At 34.1% G+C, this 15,860-nt stretch carries 15 protein-coding genes and 2 pseudogenes; 13 read left to right on the forward strand and 4 right to left on the reverse strand.

Features of this window, described 5'->3' with window-relative positions:
- Positions 1-13: 13 nt before the first annotated feature.
- From ACODS7_RS05220 to ACODS7_RS05245, 6 genes and pseudogenes are all read left to right on the forward strand, one after another.
- Complete coding sequence (locus tag ACODS7_RS05220; protein ID WP_000041820.1) at positions 14-1,030, forward strand: ABC transporter permease; 1,017 nt, start codon at positions 14-16, stop codon at positions 1,028-1,030.
- Positions 1,027-2,091, forward strand: coding sequence for an iron chelate uptake ABC transporter family permease subunit (locus ACODS7_RS05225; protein WP_016079769.1), 1,065 nt, complete (start codon positions 1,027-1,029; stop codon positions 2,089-2,091). The genes ACODS7_RS05220 and ACODS7_RS05225 overlap by 4 nt, the downstream gene beginning before the upstream one ends.
- Positions 2,088-2,840: an iron ABC transporter ATP-binding protein gene (locus tag ACODS7_RS05230; protein WP_243168281.1), complete on the forward strand. Its 753-nt coding sequence runs from the start codon at positions 2,088-2,090 to the stop codon at positions 2,838-2,840. Before ACODS7_RS05225 ends, ACODS7_RS05230 begins: the two co-directional genes overlap by 4 nt.
- 436 nt (positions 2,841-3,276) lie before the next feature.
- Positions 3,277-4,815, forward strand: coding sequence for an anthrolysin O/cereolysin O family cholesterol-dependent cytolysin Alo (gene alo, locus ACODS7_RS05235; protein ID WP_000576728.1), 1,539 nt, complete (start codon positions 3,277-3,279; stop codon positions 4,813-4,815).
- A 358-nt stretch (positions 4,816-5,173) separates the two neighbouring features.
- Entirely contained in the window at positions 5,174-5,539 is a 366-nt protein-coding gene (locus ACODS7_RS05240) for a YxeA family protein (protein ID WP_043935792.1), read from the forward strand.
- 273 nt (positions 5,540-5,812) lie between these two features.
- Positions 5,813-6,002 (forward strand): annotated as a pseudogene (locus tag ACODS7_RS05245) (hypothetical protein).
- A gap of 91 nt (positions 6,003-6,093) precedes the next feature.
- Here ACODS7_RS05245 and ACODS7_RS05250 read toward each other — a convergent pair.
- Positions 6,094-7,059 (reverse strand): DUF4822 domain-containing protein, encoded by a 966-nt coding sequence (locus tag ACODS7_RS05250; RefSeq protein ID WP_029443570.1) that lies wholly within the window; start codon positions 7,057-7,059, stop codon positions 6,094-6,096.
- Positions 7,060-7,421: 362 nt separating this feature from the next.
- On the opposite strand from ACODS7_RS05250, the pseudogene ACODS7_RS05255 reads away from it, so the two are divergent.
- Positions 7,422-7,851: pseudogene (locus ACODS7_RS05255) on the forward strand (Lrp/AsnC family transcriptional regulator).
- A gap of 40 nt (positions 7,852-7,891) precedes the next feature.
- Here ACODS7_RS05255 and ACODS7_RS05260 read toward each other — a convergent pair.
- The 3 genes from ACODS7_RS05260 to ACODS7_RS05270 all read right to left on the reverse strand — a co-directional run bounded on the left by ACODS7_RS05260 (position 7,892) and on the right by ACODS7_RS05270 (position 9,702).
- On the reverse strand, positions 7,892-8,449 hold the full coding sequence (locus ACODS7_RS05260; protein ID WP_029443569.1) for a cysteine hydrolase family protein: 558 nt from the start codon (positions 8,447-8,449) through the stop codon (positions 7,892-7,894).
- A 269-nt stretch (positions 8,450-8,718) separates the two neighbouring features.
- On the reverse strand, positions 8,719-8,958 hold the full coding sequence (locus ACODS7_RS05265) for a DUF896 domain-containing protein (RefSeq protein WP_050844688.1): 240 nt from the start codon (positions 8,956-8,958) through the stop codon (positions 8,719-8,721).
- Positions 8,959-9,054: 96 nt separating this feature from the next.
- Complete coding sequence (locus ACODS7_RS05270; protein WP_098629305.1) at positions 9,055-9,702, reverse strand: nitroreductase family protein; 648 nt, start codon at positions 9,700-9,702, stop codon at positions 9,055-9,057.
- Positions 9,703-9,866: 164 nt separating this feature from the next.
- Here ACODS7_RS05270 and ACODS7_RS05275 point away from each other — a divergent pair, with 164 nt between their 5' ends.
- The 6 genes from ACODS7_RS05275 (at position 9,867) to ACODS7_RS05300 (ending at position 15,774) form a co-directional block, all read left to right on the forward strand.
- Positions 9,867-10,223, forward strand: coding sequence for a winged helix-turn-helix transcriptional regulator (locus ACODS7_RS05275; protein WP_050844686.1), 357 nt, complete (start codon positions 9,867-9,869; stop codon positions 10,221-10,223).
- A gap of 292 nt (positions 10,224-10,515) precedes the next feature.
- Positions 10,516-11,478: a nuclease-related domain-containing protein gene (locus tag ACODS7_RS05280; protein WP_050844685.1), complete on the forward strand. Its 963-nt coding sequence runs from the start codon at positions 10,516-10,518 to the stop codon at positions 11,476-11,478.
- A 49-nt stretch (positions 11,479-11,527) separates the two neighbouring features.
- Positions 11,528-11,932: a phosphate-starvation-inducible protein PsiE gene (psiE, locus tag ACODS7_RS05285; RefSeq protein ID WP_000834709.1), complete on the forward strand. Its 405-nt coding sequence runs from the start codon at positions 11,528-11,530 to the stop codon at positions 11,930-11,932.
- Between the two features lie 142 nt (positions 11,933-12,074).
- Positions 12,075-12,590 carry a spermidine N1-acetyltransferase gene (speG, locus tag ACODS7_RS05290; RefSeq protein ID WP_001071094.1) on the forward strand — a complete coding sequence of 172 codons (516 nt, stop codon included), beginning with the start codon at positions 12,075-12,077 and terminating at the stop codon, positions 12,588-12,590.
- Positions 12,591-13,027: 437 nt separating this feature from the next.
- The gene (locus ACODS7_RS05295) at positions 13,028-14,575 is read left to right on the forward strand and encodes an ABC-F family ATP-binding cassette domain-containing protein (RefSeq protein ID WP_050844684.1); all 1,548 of its coding nucleotides are present in this window, start codon (positions 13,028-13,030) and stop codon (positions 14,573-14,575) included.
- 5 nt (positions 14,576-14,580) lie between these two features.
- Positions 14,581-15,774: an MFS transporter gene (locus tag ACODS7_RS05300; RefSeq protein WP_043935788.1), complete on the forward strand. Its 1,194-nt coding sequence runs from the start codon at positions 14,581-14,583 to the stop codon at positions 15,772-15,774.
- The last annotated feature ends 86 nt before the right edge of the window (positions 15,775-15,860 follow it).

The raw sequence follows: 15,860 nt of genomic DNA on the forward strand, positions 1-15,860 counted from the left end.
GGAGTACGAAACAGTGTCAAAAAATATAATTTCTAGGGTTGAGAATATTTCTCAACCCCAGTTTTATAATCACAATAAATTATGGACAAAACCTTTTATAATAGCGATTATAGTTGTTATAATTTTAGGGATTATATCACTGTTTACTGGAGTTTATGATATACGTGGACAAGAGGACGGGACAGAGATGTTTTTCATAACTCGTGTTCCGAGAACAGCTGCATTAATGCTTACTGGAGCTGCGATGGCGATGGCAGGGCTCGTAATGCAACTCATTACACAGAATCGCTTTGTTGAACCTACTACAACGGGGACTATTGAATGGTCAGGCTTAGGCCTGCTTTTTGTGTATTTATTATTTCCTGCCCCGACTTTAGTTCAAAGAATGACTGGTGCAATCATTTTTTCTTTTATAGGAACTATGATTTTCTTTCTATTTTTAAGAAGAGTTAAGCTTCGTTCGTCTTTAATTGTTCCGATTATTGGATTGATGCTTGGAGCAGTAATTTCTGCAGTGTCTACTTTTTTAGGACTCCTTTTTCAAAAGACGCAAAGTATTGAAACTTGGTTTGTAGGTTCATTTGCTAACATTCAGGTGGGAAGATATGAATATTTATGGCTGATTGTTATCATTACTTTTCTTATTTTTATGTATGCTAATAGATTGACTTTAGCTGGACTAGGAGAAGATGTCGCAACAAGTCTTGGAGTTAATTACAATAGAATTGTTCTTTTTGGGACTGCTCTTATCTCTGTTGCAGTTGGAATTGTTGCAGCTGTTATTGGACACTTACCTTTCTTAGGATTAATTGTGCCAAATATCGTTTCAATGTTTAGAGGTGATGATCTTAGGAGTAATTTACCTTGGGTTTGTGTGATCGGAATGGGATCAATAACTGCCTGTGACATCATTTCTCGAACAATTATACAGCCTTTTGAATTACCTGTTTCTTTAATACTTGCAACAGTGGGAGCAGTCGTGTTTATTACTATTTTATTGAGACAAAGAAAACCAAGGAGGCTACGATGATCACATTAGAATATAGAAAAAAAGAAAATGTCGAAATCGATTCTAGCCTTCATAATGAAAGTAGATCAGCTAGCGCTTTTCGGTCTAAGAAGGAAGCAAGACGTTATTGGATTTTACTGATAACATTGATTGCTTTAGGTCTTCTTTCTTCATATGGACTTTTAGTTTATAACAATCCAGTTCCGATAGATTCACCTTCTTTTATCCCAGTCGTTAAGAGAAGGATAGTAGCTATTGTTGCAATGATTATTGCTGCGGTTTGCCATAGCTTGTCGACAGTTGCTTTCCAATCTATTACGAATAATAAAATTATTACTCCTTCACTTTTAGGTTTCGAATCACTTTATTCAGCAATTCAAACGAGTACAGTATTCTTCTTTGGTGCTAGTGCGTTAATAAATTTTAATGGAATTGGATCATTTTTATTCCAAGTTGTTGTTATGGTCTTCATGAGTTTGATACTTTATGGATGGTTACTTTCCGGTAAATACGGGAATTTACAACTTATGCTTTTAGTTGGAATTATTATTGGTACCGGGCTAAATTCTGTGTCAACTTTCATGAGAAAACTACTTGCGCCTTCAGAATTTGATATCTTACAAGCAAGATTATTTGGTTCTGTTAATCATGCAGATCCTGCATATTTTCCTATTGTAATTCCTATGATCATAATTATAGCAGTATTAATTTTTGCTCATTCTAAGAATTTAAATGTTTTGTCACTAGGAAAGGATGTTGCTACTTCTTTTGGAGTTAAATACCAACCTAGTGTAATTTATACGCTTGTATTAGTTGCTATTTTGATGTCCATTTCAACAGCTCTAATTGGGCCACTTACTTTCTACGGCTTTTTAGTAGCAACTTTGAGTTATCAGGCAGCATCAACGTATGATCATAGATATATTTTTCCAATGGCTTTTGCTATAGGATTTTTGATAATGACGAGTGCATACTTTTTAATGTATCATGTATTCCATGCTCAAGGTGTAGTTTCAGTTATTATTGAATTATTTGGTGGAATCATATTCTTAACTATAGTTTTAAGGAAGAGGGCTTTATGATAAAAATTGATAATGTTAAAAAGTTCTATACTGATAAGGTGAAAATAGGACCTTTGGATATTGAAATACCAAAAGCGGGCTTTACTTCTTTAATTGGACCAAATGGTGCTGGAAAGTCAACGACACTTTTAATGATTGGCAGACTTTTAGATATGGATGAAGGCCAAATTCAGGTAGCAAATATGGATGTTTCTGAATCTAAATCAAAAGACTTAGCAAAAGTTTTGACTATATTGCGACAAGAAAATCATTTTGTAACTAGGCTTACTGTGAGACAACTAGTTGGATTTGGGCGCTTTCCTTATTCAAAGGGAAGATTGACTAAAGAAGATGAGGCTATCATCTCTAAATATATCGATTTCTTAGATTTAACTAGTTTAGAGAATAGATATTTAGATGAGCTTTCTGGTGGTCAAAGACAAAGGGCATATGTAGCGATGGTATTGTGCCAAGAGACGGAATATGTACTTTTGGACGAACCTTTGAACAACCTTGATGTTGCTCGTTCTGTTCAAATGATGGAGCATTTGAGACGTGCAGCTAATGAATTTGGACGAACAATTTTGACTGTTATGCATGACATAAATTTTGCAGCTAAATACTCGGATAAAATTTGTACTATGAAAGATGGACAAATTGCTGCTTTCGGAACAGTAGAAGAGGTTATGGACCCAACACTTTTGACAGATATTTTTGAAACAAAAATAGAAATTATTAATGGTCCTTATGGGCCGATCGCAGTGTATTAGTTATAAAATGTCTTGCGTAGATTATGCAAGACATTCTAGTTGAAGTTGCTGTCTATATTTTATAGGCAGCAGCTTTTTTTATGTGATTACTCATAAAATGAAAAAGAACGCTTCACCTTTTCAAGTATGTACCAAACGGAAAAAATATCTCTGTATAATTTTTCAAAAGAATTCAGCTTGTTTTTTTTATATGTAATATTGCATATCAGAGTGTATTGATAAAAGTGTAAGGGGTCACTATAATGAGGGCATAAAGATAAATCATATTTTCGTAGCAATAAAAAGGAGGAAATAATATGGAAATCGCAATGGCAGTATTAAAATTTGTAGGTGGCGTAATCCCGTTAATTCAAGAACTTTTAAAAGCATTTATGTAAGTGTATTAGTTAGCTATCATTTATCAATCATTATCATATTTTACTAAAAAAAGAACGGGGTGATTTTTCTGAATATTAAGAAAAACACTAAGAGAAGAAAGTTCCTTGCATGTTTATTAGTTAGTCTATGCACTATTAATTATTCATCTATTTCCTTCGCAGAAACACAAGCAAGTAATGCAACTGATGTAACCAAAAATGCTAGTGGCATTGATACTGGTATAGCAAATCTTAAATATAATAATCAAGAGGTTTTAGCTGTAAATGGTGATAAAGTAGAGAGTTTTGTTCCGAAAGAAAGTATCAATTCAAATGGTAAATTTGTAGTAGTGGAACGCGAGAAAAAATCACTTACAACGTCACCAGTCGATATTTCAATTATTGATTCTGTAGTGAATCGTACGTATCCAGGAGCTGTACAACTTGCAAATAAAGCTTTTGCAGACAATCAACCAAGTTTATTAGTGGCTAAGAGAAAGCCTTTGAATATTAGTATAGACTTACCGGGCATGAGAAAAGAAAATACAATCACTGTCCAAAATCCGACATATGGTAATGTAGCTGGAGCAGTAGACGATTTAGTATCTACTTGGAATGAAAAGTATTCCACAACACATACGTTACCTGCAAGAATGCAGTATACGGAATCTATGGTTTATAGTAAATCACAAATCGCAAGTGCTCTTAATGTTAACGCTAAATATCTTGATAACAGTTTAAACATTGATTTTAATGCGGTTGCAAATGGAGAGAAAAAAGTGATGGTTGCCGCATATAAGCAAATATTTTATACGGTAAGTGCTGAACTACCTAATAATCCATCTGACCTTTTTGATAATAGTGTTACTTTTGACGAGTTAACTCGAAAAGGCGTAAGTAATTCGGCTCCACCTGTTATGGTTTCAAATGTAGCTTATGGTAGAACGATTTATGTAAAATTAGAAACAACATCTAAGAGCAAAGATGTACAAGCTGCTTTTAAAGCCTTACTTAAGAATAACAGCGTTGAAACAAGTGGACAGTATAAAGATATTTTTGAAGAAAGTACCTTTACTGCTGTAGTATTAGGTGGAGATGCGAAAGAGCATAACAAGGTTGTTACTAAAGATTTCAATGAAATCCGAAATATCATTAAAGATAATGCTGAATTAAGTCTTAAAAATCCAGCATACCCGATTTCATATACAAGTACTTTCTTAAAAGATAATGCAACTGCTGCTGTTCATAACAATACAGATTATATTGAGACGACAACTACAGAATATTCAAGTGCTAAAATGACACTTGATCATTACGGTGCTTACGTTGCTCAATTTGATGTATCTTGGGATGAATTCACATTTGACCAAAAGGGTAACGAAGTACTAACACATAAAACGTGGGATGGTAGCGGAAAAGACAAAACGGCTCATTACTCTACAGTTATCCCTCTTCCACCGAACTCAAAAAATATAAAAATTGTAGCAAGAGAATGTACAGGTCTTGCATGGGAATGGTGGAGAACAATTATTAATGAACAAAATGTTCCATTAACAAATGAAATAAAAGTTTCAATTGGAGGAACAACATTATACCCAACAGCTAGTATTAGTCATTAAGTATAAAAAAAGCGCCCTATAAGTAGGGCGCTTTTTTACTTGGTCACAAATTTTATCCCGCTATTTGCCGGGCGGCCTGATTGGTGAGGGCTGATTAATAATGTAATTCCTATTACTTGAACAAGTGTTGCTAAAAGTGTGGCAATTGGAGGAATAAAACTTAAAACAGTTTATGTTCTTTTGTTTGCGGCCAACTTAAGAAACTTTTGTAAAATGATAGAATTACAAAAATGTAATGTGGGTGTAAGGAAACTGAATTGTACCATCTTTATGGTTAAAGCATACTTAAGGTAAGGAAGATTTATATTTTAACGGGTATAAATCTTACAAGTAGAATAGAAAGGTTAGGTATTATCATATGAAATGGATCATGAGAATTTTTGTGTTATTAGCTATAGTAGGAGGTGCTTTCTACTATATGAAGTCAGGGAATGGATACTATTCGACTAAACAATATTATGTAAAAGTAACGACCGATTCTACAGTAGAAAACGAAAAATTGAGTAATGGAGAAGTTCTTACGTATCATGTTTATGATGAGAAGGTGTACGATAAAAAAGGGGAAGAAAGAGAACTGAAAATTTCCATGCAAAATAAATTGGAAAAAAATCAATATTATTTGATTGATTGGGAAGAGCGCCGTGGGATTGTTTCTAAAATAGCTAAAGTGAATCAAGCGAAAATAGATAAAAGTATTTTAGATAAGTTGAACGCAAATTCATAATATTTCAGGATAAGTTAATTAAAAGCTGTGTTAGCGTAAGATTTATAAGAAAAAGGTATTGTAGCAAAAATAAAAGAGATTATTATAAAACAAAAAAAGACCGAACCGTCTGGTTCTGTCTTTTTTTAGGAGTGAAGAATGAATTTTACAAATGATGTGGCACAAAGCTGGATTGCTACAATTGTAATGGCATGTATGAATATTGGACTATAACACTTATGCAGATGGTTTGCAGAGATATAAAATCAATATAGAAGAGGAGTATTGTTATAAATGACTTATGTAACTACAATTTTATCAATAGCGGGTATTGTTATCATGTCTTTAGCAAGGATTAATTTTAAAATAAGGGCGTTTGCTAATAAACCAGCTTGGGGTGGCTTAACTCTTCCCTTAATTCTAATTGGATTTATTTTGTATCGGTATGTTTTTAGGTTTTGTAAATCATCAGGGAATATTGTGAAGACGAAAAGCTACATGTTTTTCGTCTTTTCGTTCTCTTGCTTAATAAGAAAGATCCTGCAACTCAGTACAGGATCTTTAATCAAACGTTTTTAAAAGCTAAATTGTGGTTTCATATCACCTTTATAAGGTTCATGTTCAACGAATATAGTTATATCCTTACCAGCTTGGTCTTTACCAGTTCTTTTATACGTAAATTTATTCTTATTTAGTTCAGTAAGCTCAAGAGCAGCACCGTATTTATTATTTCCAATGGAAACATGGGCTCTTATTTTATTTTCGTGTACAACATCGAAGTAGCCATAATCACCGCGGCTTTGACCTGTTTCGCTATTGAAGAACTCATATTTATTAGATTTGTCATCAAATTTTGCTAGGCTTATAAAATTCGAATTAAACTGTGTTACATCATTACCAGCTTCATCTAATACCTTTGTTCCATGCCAAAGGGTATCGCCTAGAATTTTATCTCCATCAACGTTTTTAACAATATCTCCTGTAGTCGTGTTCAGCTGCTTGTCCGGATCAGTGAAAGAAAGTTCTTTTTCTTTATATGGGACATGTTCAACGAAAACTTCTACATCTTTACCGTTAGCGTCTTTCCCCATTCGTTTATAAGTAAATACATTTTTGTTTAGTTTTGTCATGTCAACGACAGCTTGATACTTCATTGATTCTGAAATTAATATTCTCTTCTTCCCATCATTTGTGACAAAGAAAGTTCCTTTATCGCCACGACTTGCACCTGTTTTAGCATCAAAAAATTCATATCTGCCTGACTTCGCATCATATTTTGCAAGACCAATGAAATTTGCATTCTCTTTTGTTAAGTCATTCTTATCTTTGTCATACACTCGTGTACCTTGCCAATTTGTCTCGCTAAGAATATTAGCCATTTTTTGCCCTTTAGTTAATTTATTTTCCTTTTTTGTTTCTTTAGCAACTTGTTCTTGTTTTTGTTTCCCATGATTTTCTTCAGCTTTAGTACCAGCACACCCTGTTAATGCTAATGTGAATCCGAGCAATACGGATGATAGTGCTTTTGCTTTTTTGTTCATGTTTTATCGTCTCCTTATTTTATGATTTCAAGTAGTACGGTTAGCGATTATAGTAGCAGTGCGTCATATATGAACTTAGTTGCTACGTTTCTTATGTTAATACCCGACTATAAACTGCCTCTAAATAAAACATTAAAAAAAGATAAACTAATTCCTAAAATTTGTTCATATTTATAAAAAATTGCTAGCTTGCTGTAGTGCCTACGAGTAATCCAAAAAATACATTGTAAAGAAGAAGGAAAGCCACTAACAATAATGTAATTGCTAATAGAGCTAATCGATTGTAGTGCAAAACTTTTGAGAAAAACTGTAGGAGAAATGAAGATTTTATAGAATTCGTTTCGTATAGGAAGGGGATACCCATGTTTGATTCAACAGATTTTAAGATTATACAATTACTACAAGGAAACGCTAGAATGAACTGGAAGGAAATTGGGGGAGATAGTACATTTGACTGGTCAGGCTGTTGGGAAGCGAATTAATAAATTAGAAGAGGCAGGTGTCATTCAAAAATATACGATAAATATTGACAGGGCTAAGCTAGAAGGATCTATTATAACCTTTGTTACACTATTTTTGCATGCACCGCATTATCATAATCAAATTCAAAATTTTTTTGAAAAAACGGACGTAATTACTGAAATGTATCGTATAAGCGGCGATGGTTGCTATGTCATGACTCTTCACACATCTTCGCATCAGCAATTAGAAGAGACTCTTGCAGATGTTTTACATTATGGTGATTATCGTATAAATACTGTCATTAAGACGATGGAAAAAAAGAAAGAATAAGATACTTATCCTTTCTTTTTTCATATGGAACTGTAATTCTTTATTTGCTTTTGGTTATAAAACAGTTTGCTGACATGACTGTTGCATAAATATCACCAAACTCTAATGCACTCATGAACGATTGATGAGCGTGTACTGCAGGGATTAGATTTCCTTGAAATTCTAAATCTTTTGTTGTACAAGCATCTTCAATTACAATACATTGAAATCCGAAGTCACTGGCAGCGCGCACTGTTGCATCAATACATACATGAGTCATCATACCGCAAATGACTAGTCGGTCTATTTTCTCTGTCTTTAATGTTTCTAATAAATTTGTTCTTAAAAAACTGTTGGGGTGATGTTTTTGTAGGACTCTTTCGTTAACAATCGGTTGTACATCATCATGAATTTGAACACCTACTGTATCAGGTAAGAAGAAAGTAGCTCCTTCATTGTTCGCGATATGTTGTACGTGAATAACTGTTTTATGTTTTTCGCGAAATACTTTCAAAACTTCTTTCGCTTTTTGTGCGGCTTTTTCAGGTTGATGTAATTCCATATTGCCGCCTTCAAAGTAATCATTTTGTATGTCTACTAATAGTAACGCTTCGTTCATCGTTATTCCCCCATACTTAGTGATTCAGTACGTTATTTGTACTGTACCGTTATTATATAAATTGTAGCTATGCGGAAGTAATAACGTTATGAAACGATTTTAACGGATATAGTTTCAGTGTGAAAAAGCTATAAGATACAAAGCAAAGACGGGGATAATTTGTTTGTGGGATTTTTTATTTAGAAATAAAAATGGATGTTAACTTAATGATTCATCTAATCGCATGTTTACTTAGACGAATCAATAAGTAACAAAAAATCTTGGTATTTTCATGCGTTGTTATCTGTGTTTAGTGCTAGCTTTTGTTGTTCTTTTAATTTTTCAGGCGTCACGTCATTTCCTAAAGGATCTAATATCTTTAATCCTGTAACAGTGGTGTTGATTTGACCACGGATAATTTGAAGGTACTCCTCGCGTAATGCTTTACGCTCATGTAATTCTGTTTTTGTTAAACCTGCTTCTTTTTGTTTGTTAGCTAGTTCATTAATTCGGTTTAAAACTTCAAGCATTGTTTTCTCCGCCTTTCTTTTGTGCAAGTAGTTGATCATAGTTTAACTAATAGATTTCATCGTACTTTCATTTCAAAAGTACGATGAAACCGGTGATTAAAAATCGCCATTCCAAGAAGTTACTTCATCTACAGTTAATCGAACTGATGGGAATCCTGGCTCTTTTGCTTTGCCTAATGCAATCATTAAAACATCAGTTAAGTTTTCTGGAACGTTAAATGCTTGGCGGAATTCTACAACCTTATAGCCAAGCATTGGAACTGTATCATATCCTCTTGCTTTTGCAGCAAGCATCAATTGCATAGCTAACAAACCACCATCAAGCATTTGCCATTCTCTTTTTCCTTGGTCACTTACAGGTGCATAAAACTCACGAATGCTGTTGTTCAGTCTAGTTTTAATTTCTTCTGTCATGAATCCAGCAGCTACTGCACGTTCATTCACTTTATTGATATGTTCGAATTCGTGGGCATTATTTTCGCTTAAAATTACGATCATAGCGGATGCTTCTAACACTTGTGGTTGATTTAAAGCGATTGGGTGAAGCTTCTCTTTTAAATCTTGATCTGTAATTACCATGAAACGCCATGGGTTTAAGTTTGAACTGCTTGGTGCTAACATTGCTTCTTCTAAAAGTTCTTTAATTTCTTCATCAGAGATTGTAACGGATGGATCATAGGAGCGAACGGAACGACGCTCACGAATCACATCATAAAAATTTGCAGTACGATTTTCTTTTTTTATTTTAAAATACCCCCACTAAGTTGATGTTCTGTTATAAGTTGCTTACATGCATCATTATGGTATAGTACAGGTACTATGAAAAGTACGCACTTTTCCGTGATATAGACACCATCTCGTGACATAGGCACGAGAAAGTGCCTATTAAAATATAGAAGGAGTTCGGTATGAAAAAAGAGTATAACAATAGAATTGAAGTCGTTTTAGATGTGATCGGGGGTAAGTGGAAATCCCACATTTTATATCATTTAACAAGCGGACCGACAAGAAACGGTGAATTAAAACGATTGGTCACTGGTATTACACAAAAAATGCTTACGGAGCAATTGAAAGAGCTTGAAAAGGATGGACTCGTATCTAGAAAAGTATACAATCAAGTGCCACCGAAAGTTGAATACTCCCTTACAGAACAGGGACAATCATTAAAACAAGGCTTAAAAGTACTTTGTGATTGGGGAAGCGATTATATTAAGCATAAATATCCGAATGGTGAAGTGATAGTGAAAGAGGATGATCATCTTTGATTTAACAAAATGGTCTTTTTTATATGTAGAATGTTAATATCCCATTTTGAAAAGAACAGAATCAAAATGGGATATTAACATTATGCTTACAGTGTGATTTTTGCTGTGATGTTATACTGTGTATAAGATTTTATGTGTGTATGTTGTGTCGGTTTTTGTCGGTAAGTCGATATATTTCGAAAATCGCTGATATATTTGGAGTTGCGCCGATATATTTCGAAAATCGCCGATATATTTGGAGTTGCGCTGATATATTTGAAAAATCGCTGATATATTTTGGAGGGGGATAAAAGTGATTGTGAAAGAGCGGAAAATGCCCGTATATTTGCTCCAATTAGAAGCTTTACTTAGAAGATTGCCTGCTCATCATCCAAAAAGGAATGTGGTGGTTGAAAGTCTAGCGAAATTTATGGCCGGCTATAAAGGAGAGCAGGCGATCGAGTATCCGCTGAGTTTTCTATCCGAAGCAGAATACCATATTTTACATGATATTAGGTTATTTGATCAAAAACATTATTTCCAAATTGATACTCTCATAGTTTCATCTTATTTTCTTCTTTTTCTTGAAATAAAAAATATTATTGGTACATTAATTTTTGATGCAAAGTTCAATCAGCTTATTCGAATAGCAGATGGTACTACCGAAGAAGGATTCCCAGATCCGCTTTTACAACTGAAACGGCAAGAGATGCAACTGAGAAAATGGCTGAATCTACATGATTTACATAATATTCCGATTGAATCCCTCGTTGTAATTAGTTCCCCTCGTACAATTATTAAAACTTCAGATGAAATACTGTCTAGTAAAATTATCCACAGTGCAAATTTACCTAATAGAATAAAACAGATTAAAAATCAATATAAAGGAAAAGTGATTGATAATATAAATGGACTTATAGGCCAGATTATGAATGAGCACATTCCACAACGACAAAATGTTCTTGCACAATATAAAATTAAAAAAGAGGAGTTGCTAAAGGGGGTACAGTGCGAGGAATGTTTTACAATGGCAATGTTAAAAGAAAAGCAGGGATGGCGTTGTTCAAACTGCAATAGTATGTCTAAACATGCTCATTTACGTGCTGTACAAGATTACACACTTCTGTTTAATATGATAACTACTAATAGCGAATTGAGGGAATTTCTTAATATGGAATCTAGTTCTGCGGTTAAAAGACTCCTCCAAACAATGAACATCACCTACACTGGAAACAACAAAGGACGAATATATGATTTAACTTCTTTCCAATCGTAATTTTGCTATAATAAATAAGTACTTATACGAAGGGGAGTCTAAAGAGAATATGAAGTCATTTAATATCGATCATGTTATAGCTAGTGTTTTGCAATGGATATTAAATATAGCTTTAATTATATTATCCATTGTGTTATCGATTTTCTTAGTGAATGAGACGATCACGTTTGTGCAGTATATTTTTTCGTCAAAAGAGTATACGTCTTATAAATTGGTTGAAAGTATCATCGTCTATTTCTTATACTTCGAGTTCATTGCATTAATTATTAAGTATTTTAAATCGAATTATCATTTCCCGTTACGCTATTTTATTTATATCGGAATTACGGCTTTAATTCGATTAATTATTGTGTCTCATGAGGAACCGATGGAGACGTTATTATACGCAGGAGCAATTCTTGTTTTAGTTATTGCTTTATACATATCGAATATGAGAGATTTGAGAAAAGAGTAGTAGTGCAGACGTAAGTTTGCACTACTTTTTTACATCTTGACCTTCAAGTTGCTTGAAAGTTTACAATGAAATTAGGGCGTTTGAAATCGAAAAAAATTGAGAAATTAAGTGAAGAGGTTTCTTTTACTTGGAGGTTATAGGAATGAATCAGGAATTGAAGTTACGTCCATTGGAACGAGAAGATTTAAAGTTCGTACACGAACTGAATAATAATGCGCATATTATGTCGTATTGGTTTGAAGAGCCATATGAGGCATTTGTGGAGCTACAAGACTTATACGATAAACATATACATGATCAAAGCGAACGCCGATTTATCGTTGAGAAAGACAATGAAATGGTTGGATTAGTTGAGTTAGTAGAAATCGATTATATTCATCGTAGAACAGAATTCCAAATTATTATTGATCCGAATTATCAAGGATATGGTTATGCAGTAGAGGCGACGCGTTTAGCAATGGATTATGCTTTCGCTGTATTAAATATGCATAAGATATATTTAGTTGTGGATAAGGAAAATGAAAAAGCAGTACATGTTTATAAAAAGGTTGGATTTATTGTAGAAGGTGAACTTATCGATGAGTTTTTCGTTGATGGTAACTATCATAATGCGATAAGAATGTGTATGTTTCAGAAGCAATATTTTGAAAACAAGTAGTTGAAAGATTTGGAAGTAATGTTGACGCTTCGTAAAACCGTATGCTAAAATCCCTTTTAAGTATTAAGGAAGGTGCAGAACATGCTTTATATAAAATTTGTAAAACTCATTAGAAAACTTTGCTCCGCACAAATGTATACGGTGAAGCGTTGTACGGAGCTTAATCAAGGGGTATAAATCCCCTATATTCATCGGCTGAATAACTTTTCTAAAAAAGTATAGTTTATCTATGCTTATTTCGTTATGGTTTTTCAGCTGGTGTATAAAATAGATTAAGGGGCCATAGACAATGCTTTGTCTATGGCCCTTTGTGTATATTATTCCGATGAGTCTTTACCGTAAATTGGAGTAGTATAGGAAAAACCACGAAGCAGAGGGCTAGTGTCGAATGACGCTATCTCTCTGCTTTTTTTAATTTCAGGAAAAGAGGAATAAAAATGAGTTTACTTAAAGTTGAAAGTTTATCACATAGTTTTATAGATAAAGTATTATACGAGAATGCTTCTTTTGATTTGCATAAAGGGGAGCATATGGGGATTGTTGGACAGAATGGTGCAGGAAAAAGCACATTAATGAAAATATTGGTGGGGGAAATTATTTCTGATAAGGGAGACATAAAGTGGCAACCTAATATTCAAATTGGGCATCTTGATCAATACGCTGACATTGATGAGGGTTATACCATTTCACAATATTTAAAGAGAGCTTTTTATGATTTGTATGAAATGGAAAAGAGAATGAACAAGTTATATGAAGAAAGTGCAATGACTGGAGATGAGAATCAACTACTAAAAGCGGCTGAAATGCAAGAGCAGCTTGAGGCTCGTGATTTTTATTCAGTAGACAGTATTACGAATAAGGTGGCAGCCGGTTTAGGTATTGATGCAATTGGGATGGATCGTGTTATTGGTGAATTAAGCGGAGGGCAGCGTGCAAAGGTAATTTTAGCGAAGCTCTTATTAGAAGAGCCTAATATTTTATTACTAGATGAACCGACGAATTTTCTTGATAAGGAGCATGTGGAGTGGCTTGCTAACTATTTAATGAAGTTCGAAGGAGCGTTTATTGTAGTGTCACATGATTTTGATTTTCTGGAAAAAGTAACTTCTTGCATATGTGATGTAGAGTTCGGAACAGTTAAGAAGTATTACGGTAAATACTCAGATTTTGTAAGGCAGAAGGAGCATTTGCGAAAAGATTACATTCGCCAATATTATGCACAGCAAAAGAAAATTGAAAAAACGGAAGAGTATATTCGTAGAAATATTGCTGGGGTGAATTCAAAAATAGCGCAAGGTCGTCGAAAACAATTGGAGCGTATGGAAAGAATTGCGCCACCAAGTTTTACTCATAAACCGTCTATTCATTTTCAGGGACTTCCCATTTCAGTTCAGACAGTTTTTGAAGTAAATAACCTTGAAGTTGGTTACGACTTCGCTCTCTTACCAAAGTTGAATTTTTCAGTAATGGGTGGGCAAAAACTTGTTATTACAGGTTTCAATGGAGTAGGGAAATCTACTTTATTAAAAACAATCGTTGGAAATATTGCTAGTATTTCTGGAGAGTTTCACTTTTCAGAGCAACTAAAGATTGGATATTATGAGCAAGATTTAAATTGGAGCAATGATTCTTTAACGCCGCTTCAAATTATTTCAGGGCAGTTTCCTAAACTGAATATGAAGGAAATACGCCATCATTTAGCTGCGTGTGGTGTGAAGGATACGCACGTCTCGCAAGAAATTCGTACGTTAAGTGGTGGTGAACAATCGAAGGTGAAACTGTGCGGATTATTACTATCACCTTGTAACTTCTTAATTTTAGATGAGCCGACAAATCATTTAGATGCAGAAGCGAAGGAAGCTTTGCAAAAGGCGCTAATTCAGTTTAAGGGCAGCATTATACTCGTATCTCACGAAGCGAGTTTTTATCTTGATTGGGCAGATAGCATCTTTGATATAGAGACAGGATTAGTTAAGGGGGTGTGAAACATATGAGTGAAAACAATTGGAAAACGAAAATTATATTATTTTTGACCGCTCAAACTATTTCGTTGTTCGGTTCCTCTCTCGTGCAATACGCGATTATATGGTATATCACCCTTACAACATCATCAGGAGTGATGTTGACTATTTCAACTGTTTGCGGTTTCCTACCACAAATTGCGATATCTTTGTTTGCAGGTGTTTGGATTGATCGTTATGACCGTAAAAAGATGATTATGTTATCGGATGGGATTATAGCGATTGCGACGTTAGTTTTAGCAATTTTATTTTTAACAGGATATAAAAGTATTTGGTTACTTTTTATTGTGTTACTCATTCGTTCAGCTGGAACAGGAGTACAAACGCCAGCTGTAAATGCATTAATTCCGCAAATTGTTCCGAAAGAGTATCTTATGAAAGTAAATGGAATAAATAGCAGTATTACATCTTTAATTATGTTTCTTTCTCCAGCAGCAAGTGCGACGATTCTTTCTATTGCCAGCATTGAAACAACACTTTTTATTGATGTTATTACGGCTATGATTGGAATTAGTATTATGTTTATCATTCAGGTGGAAGGACATGTGAATGTAGAGAGTAAGCAAAAATCTAATTTACAAGGAATTAAAGAAGGGTTCTCTTATTTAAAAGAAAATGTATTTATTAAAAGGCTAATCGTTTTATTAATTATCGTCATGATTTTAATAAGTCCAGCTGCTTTTTTAACACCTTTAATGGTAACTCGTTCTTTCGGGGCCGAAATGTGGAGACTTACTGCTAGTGAGATGACCTTTAGTGCGGGTGCGGCAGCTGGTGGTGTATTGATTGCGGCGTGGGGTGGCTTTCGTAATCGTATGTATACAACAGCGCTAGCTTGTGCATTATATGGACTGCTTATGATTGGACTCGGAATAGCACCGATATTTATTATGTATTTAGTATTTAATTTTTTAATTGGTATAACAATGCCGTGCTTCAATACACCAGTTACTGTGTTATTGCAGGAGAAAGTAGAACCATCGATGCACGGACGGATGTTCAGCCTTGTACAAATTGCGAATTCATGCGCGCTTCCTTTAGGAATGATAATATTTGGTCCATTGTCGGATATGTTTAGTGTAGAGATTTTGTTAATTTATGCTGGGATATTCGTGCTATTTTGCGCAATGTACATTGTATTAAGCAAGAGATTTGAAGTGTAAATATTTATAATTTAGAAGGTTTGCGAAGTGATTTAAGATGCTTCGCAAACCTTTTTGTTATTAGTCTATTCAATAATTCTTTATTG

The organism is Bacillus sp. FG16 (genome assembly GCF_057809515.1).

Coding starts and splice junctions, on each gene's coding strand:
- ACODS7_RS05240 (WP_043935792.1), top strand. CDS start 5,174: ATGAAATGGATCATGAGAATTTTTGTGTTATTAGCTATAGTAGGAGGT.
- speG (WP_001071094.1), top strand. CDS start 12,075: ATGAATCAGGAATTGAAGTTACGTCCATTGGAACGAGAAGATTTAAAG.
- ACODS7_RS05300 (WP_043935788.1), top strand. CDS start 14,581: ATGAGTGAAAACAATTGGAAAACGAAAATTATATTATTTTTGACCGCT.
- ACODS7_RS05275 (WP_050844686.1), top strand. CDS start 9,867: ATGAAAAAAGAGTATAACAATAGAATTGAAGTCGTTTTAGATGTGATC.
- ACODS7_RS05230 (WP_243168281.1), top strand. CDS start 2,088: ATGATAAAAATTGATAATGTTAAAAAGTTCTATACTGATAAGGTGAAA.
- psiE (WP_000834709.1), top strand. CDS start 11,528: ATGAAGTCATTTAATATCGATCATGTTATAGCTAGTGTTTTGCAATGG.
- ACODS7_RS05250 (WP_029443570.1), bottom strand. CDS start 7,059: ATGAACAAAAAAGCAAAAGCACTATCATCCGTATTGCTCGGATTCACA.
- ACODS7_RS05295 (WP_050844684.1), top strand. CDS start 13,028: ATGAGTTTACTTAAAGTTGAAAGTTTATCACATAGTTTTATAGATAAA.
- ACODS7_RS05265 (WP_050844688.1), bottom strand. CDS start 8,958: ATGCTTGAAGTTTTAAACCGAATTAATGAACTAGCTAACAAACAAAAA.
- ACODS7_RS05225 (WP_016079769.1), top strand. CDS start 1,027: ATGATCACATTAGAATATAGAAAAAAAGAAAATGTCGAAATCGATTCT.
- ACODS7_RS05260 (WP_029443569.1), bottom strand. CDS start 8,449: ATGAACGAAGCGTTACTATTAGTAGACATACAAAATGATTACTTTGAA.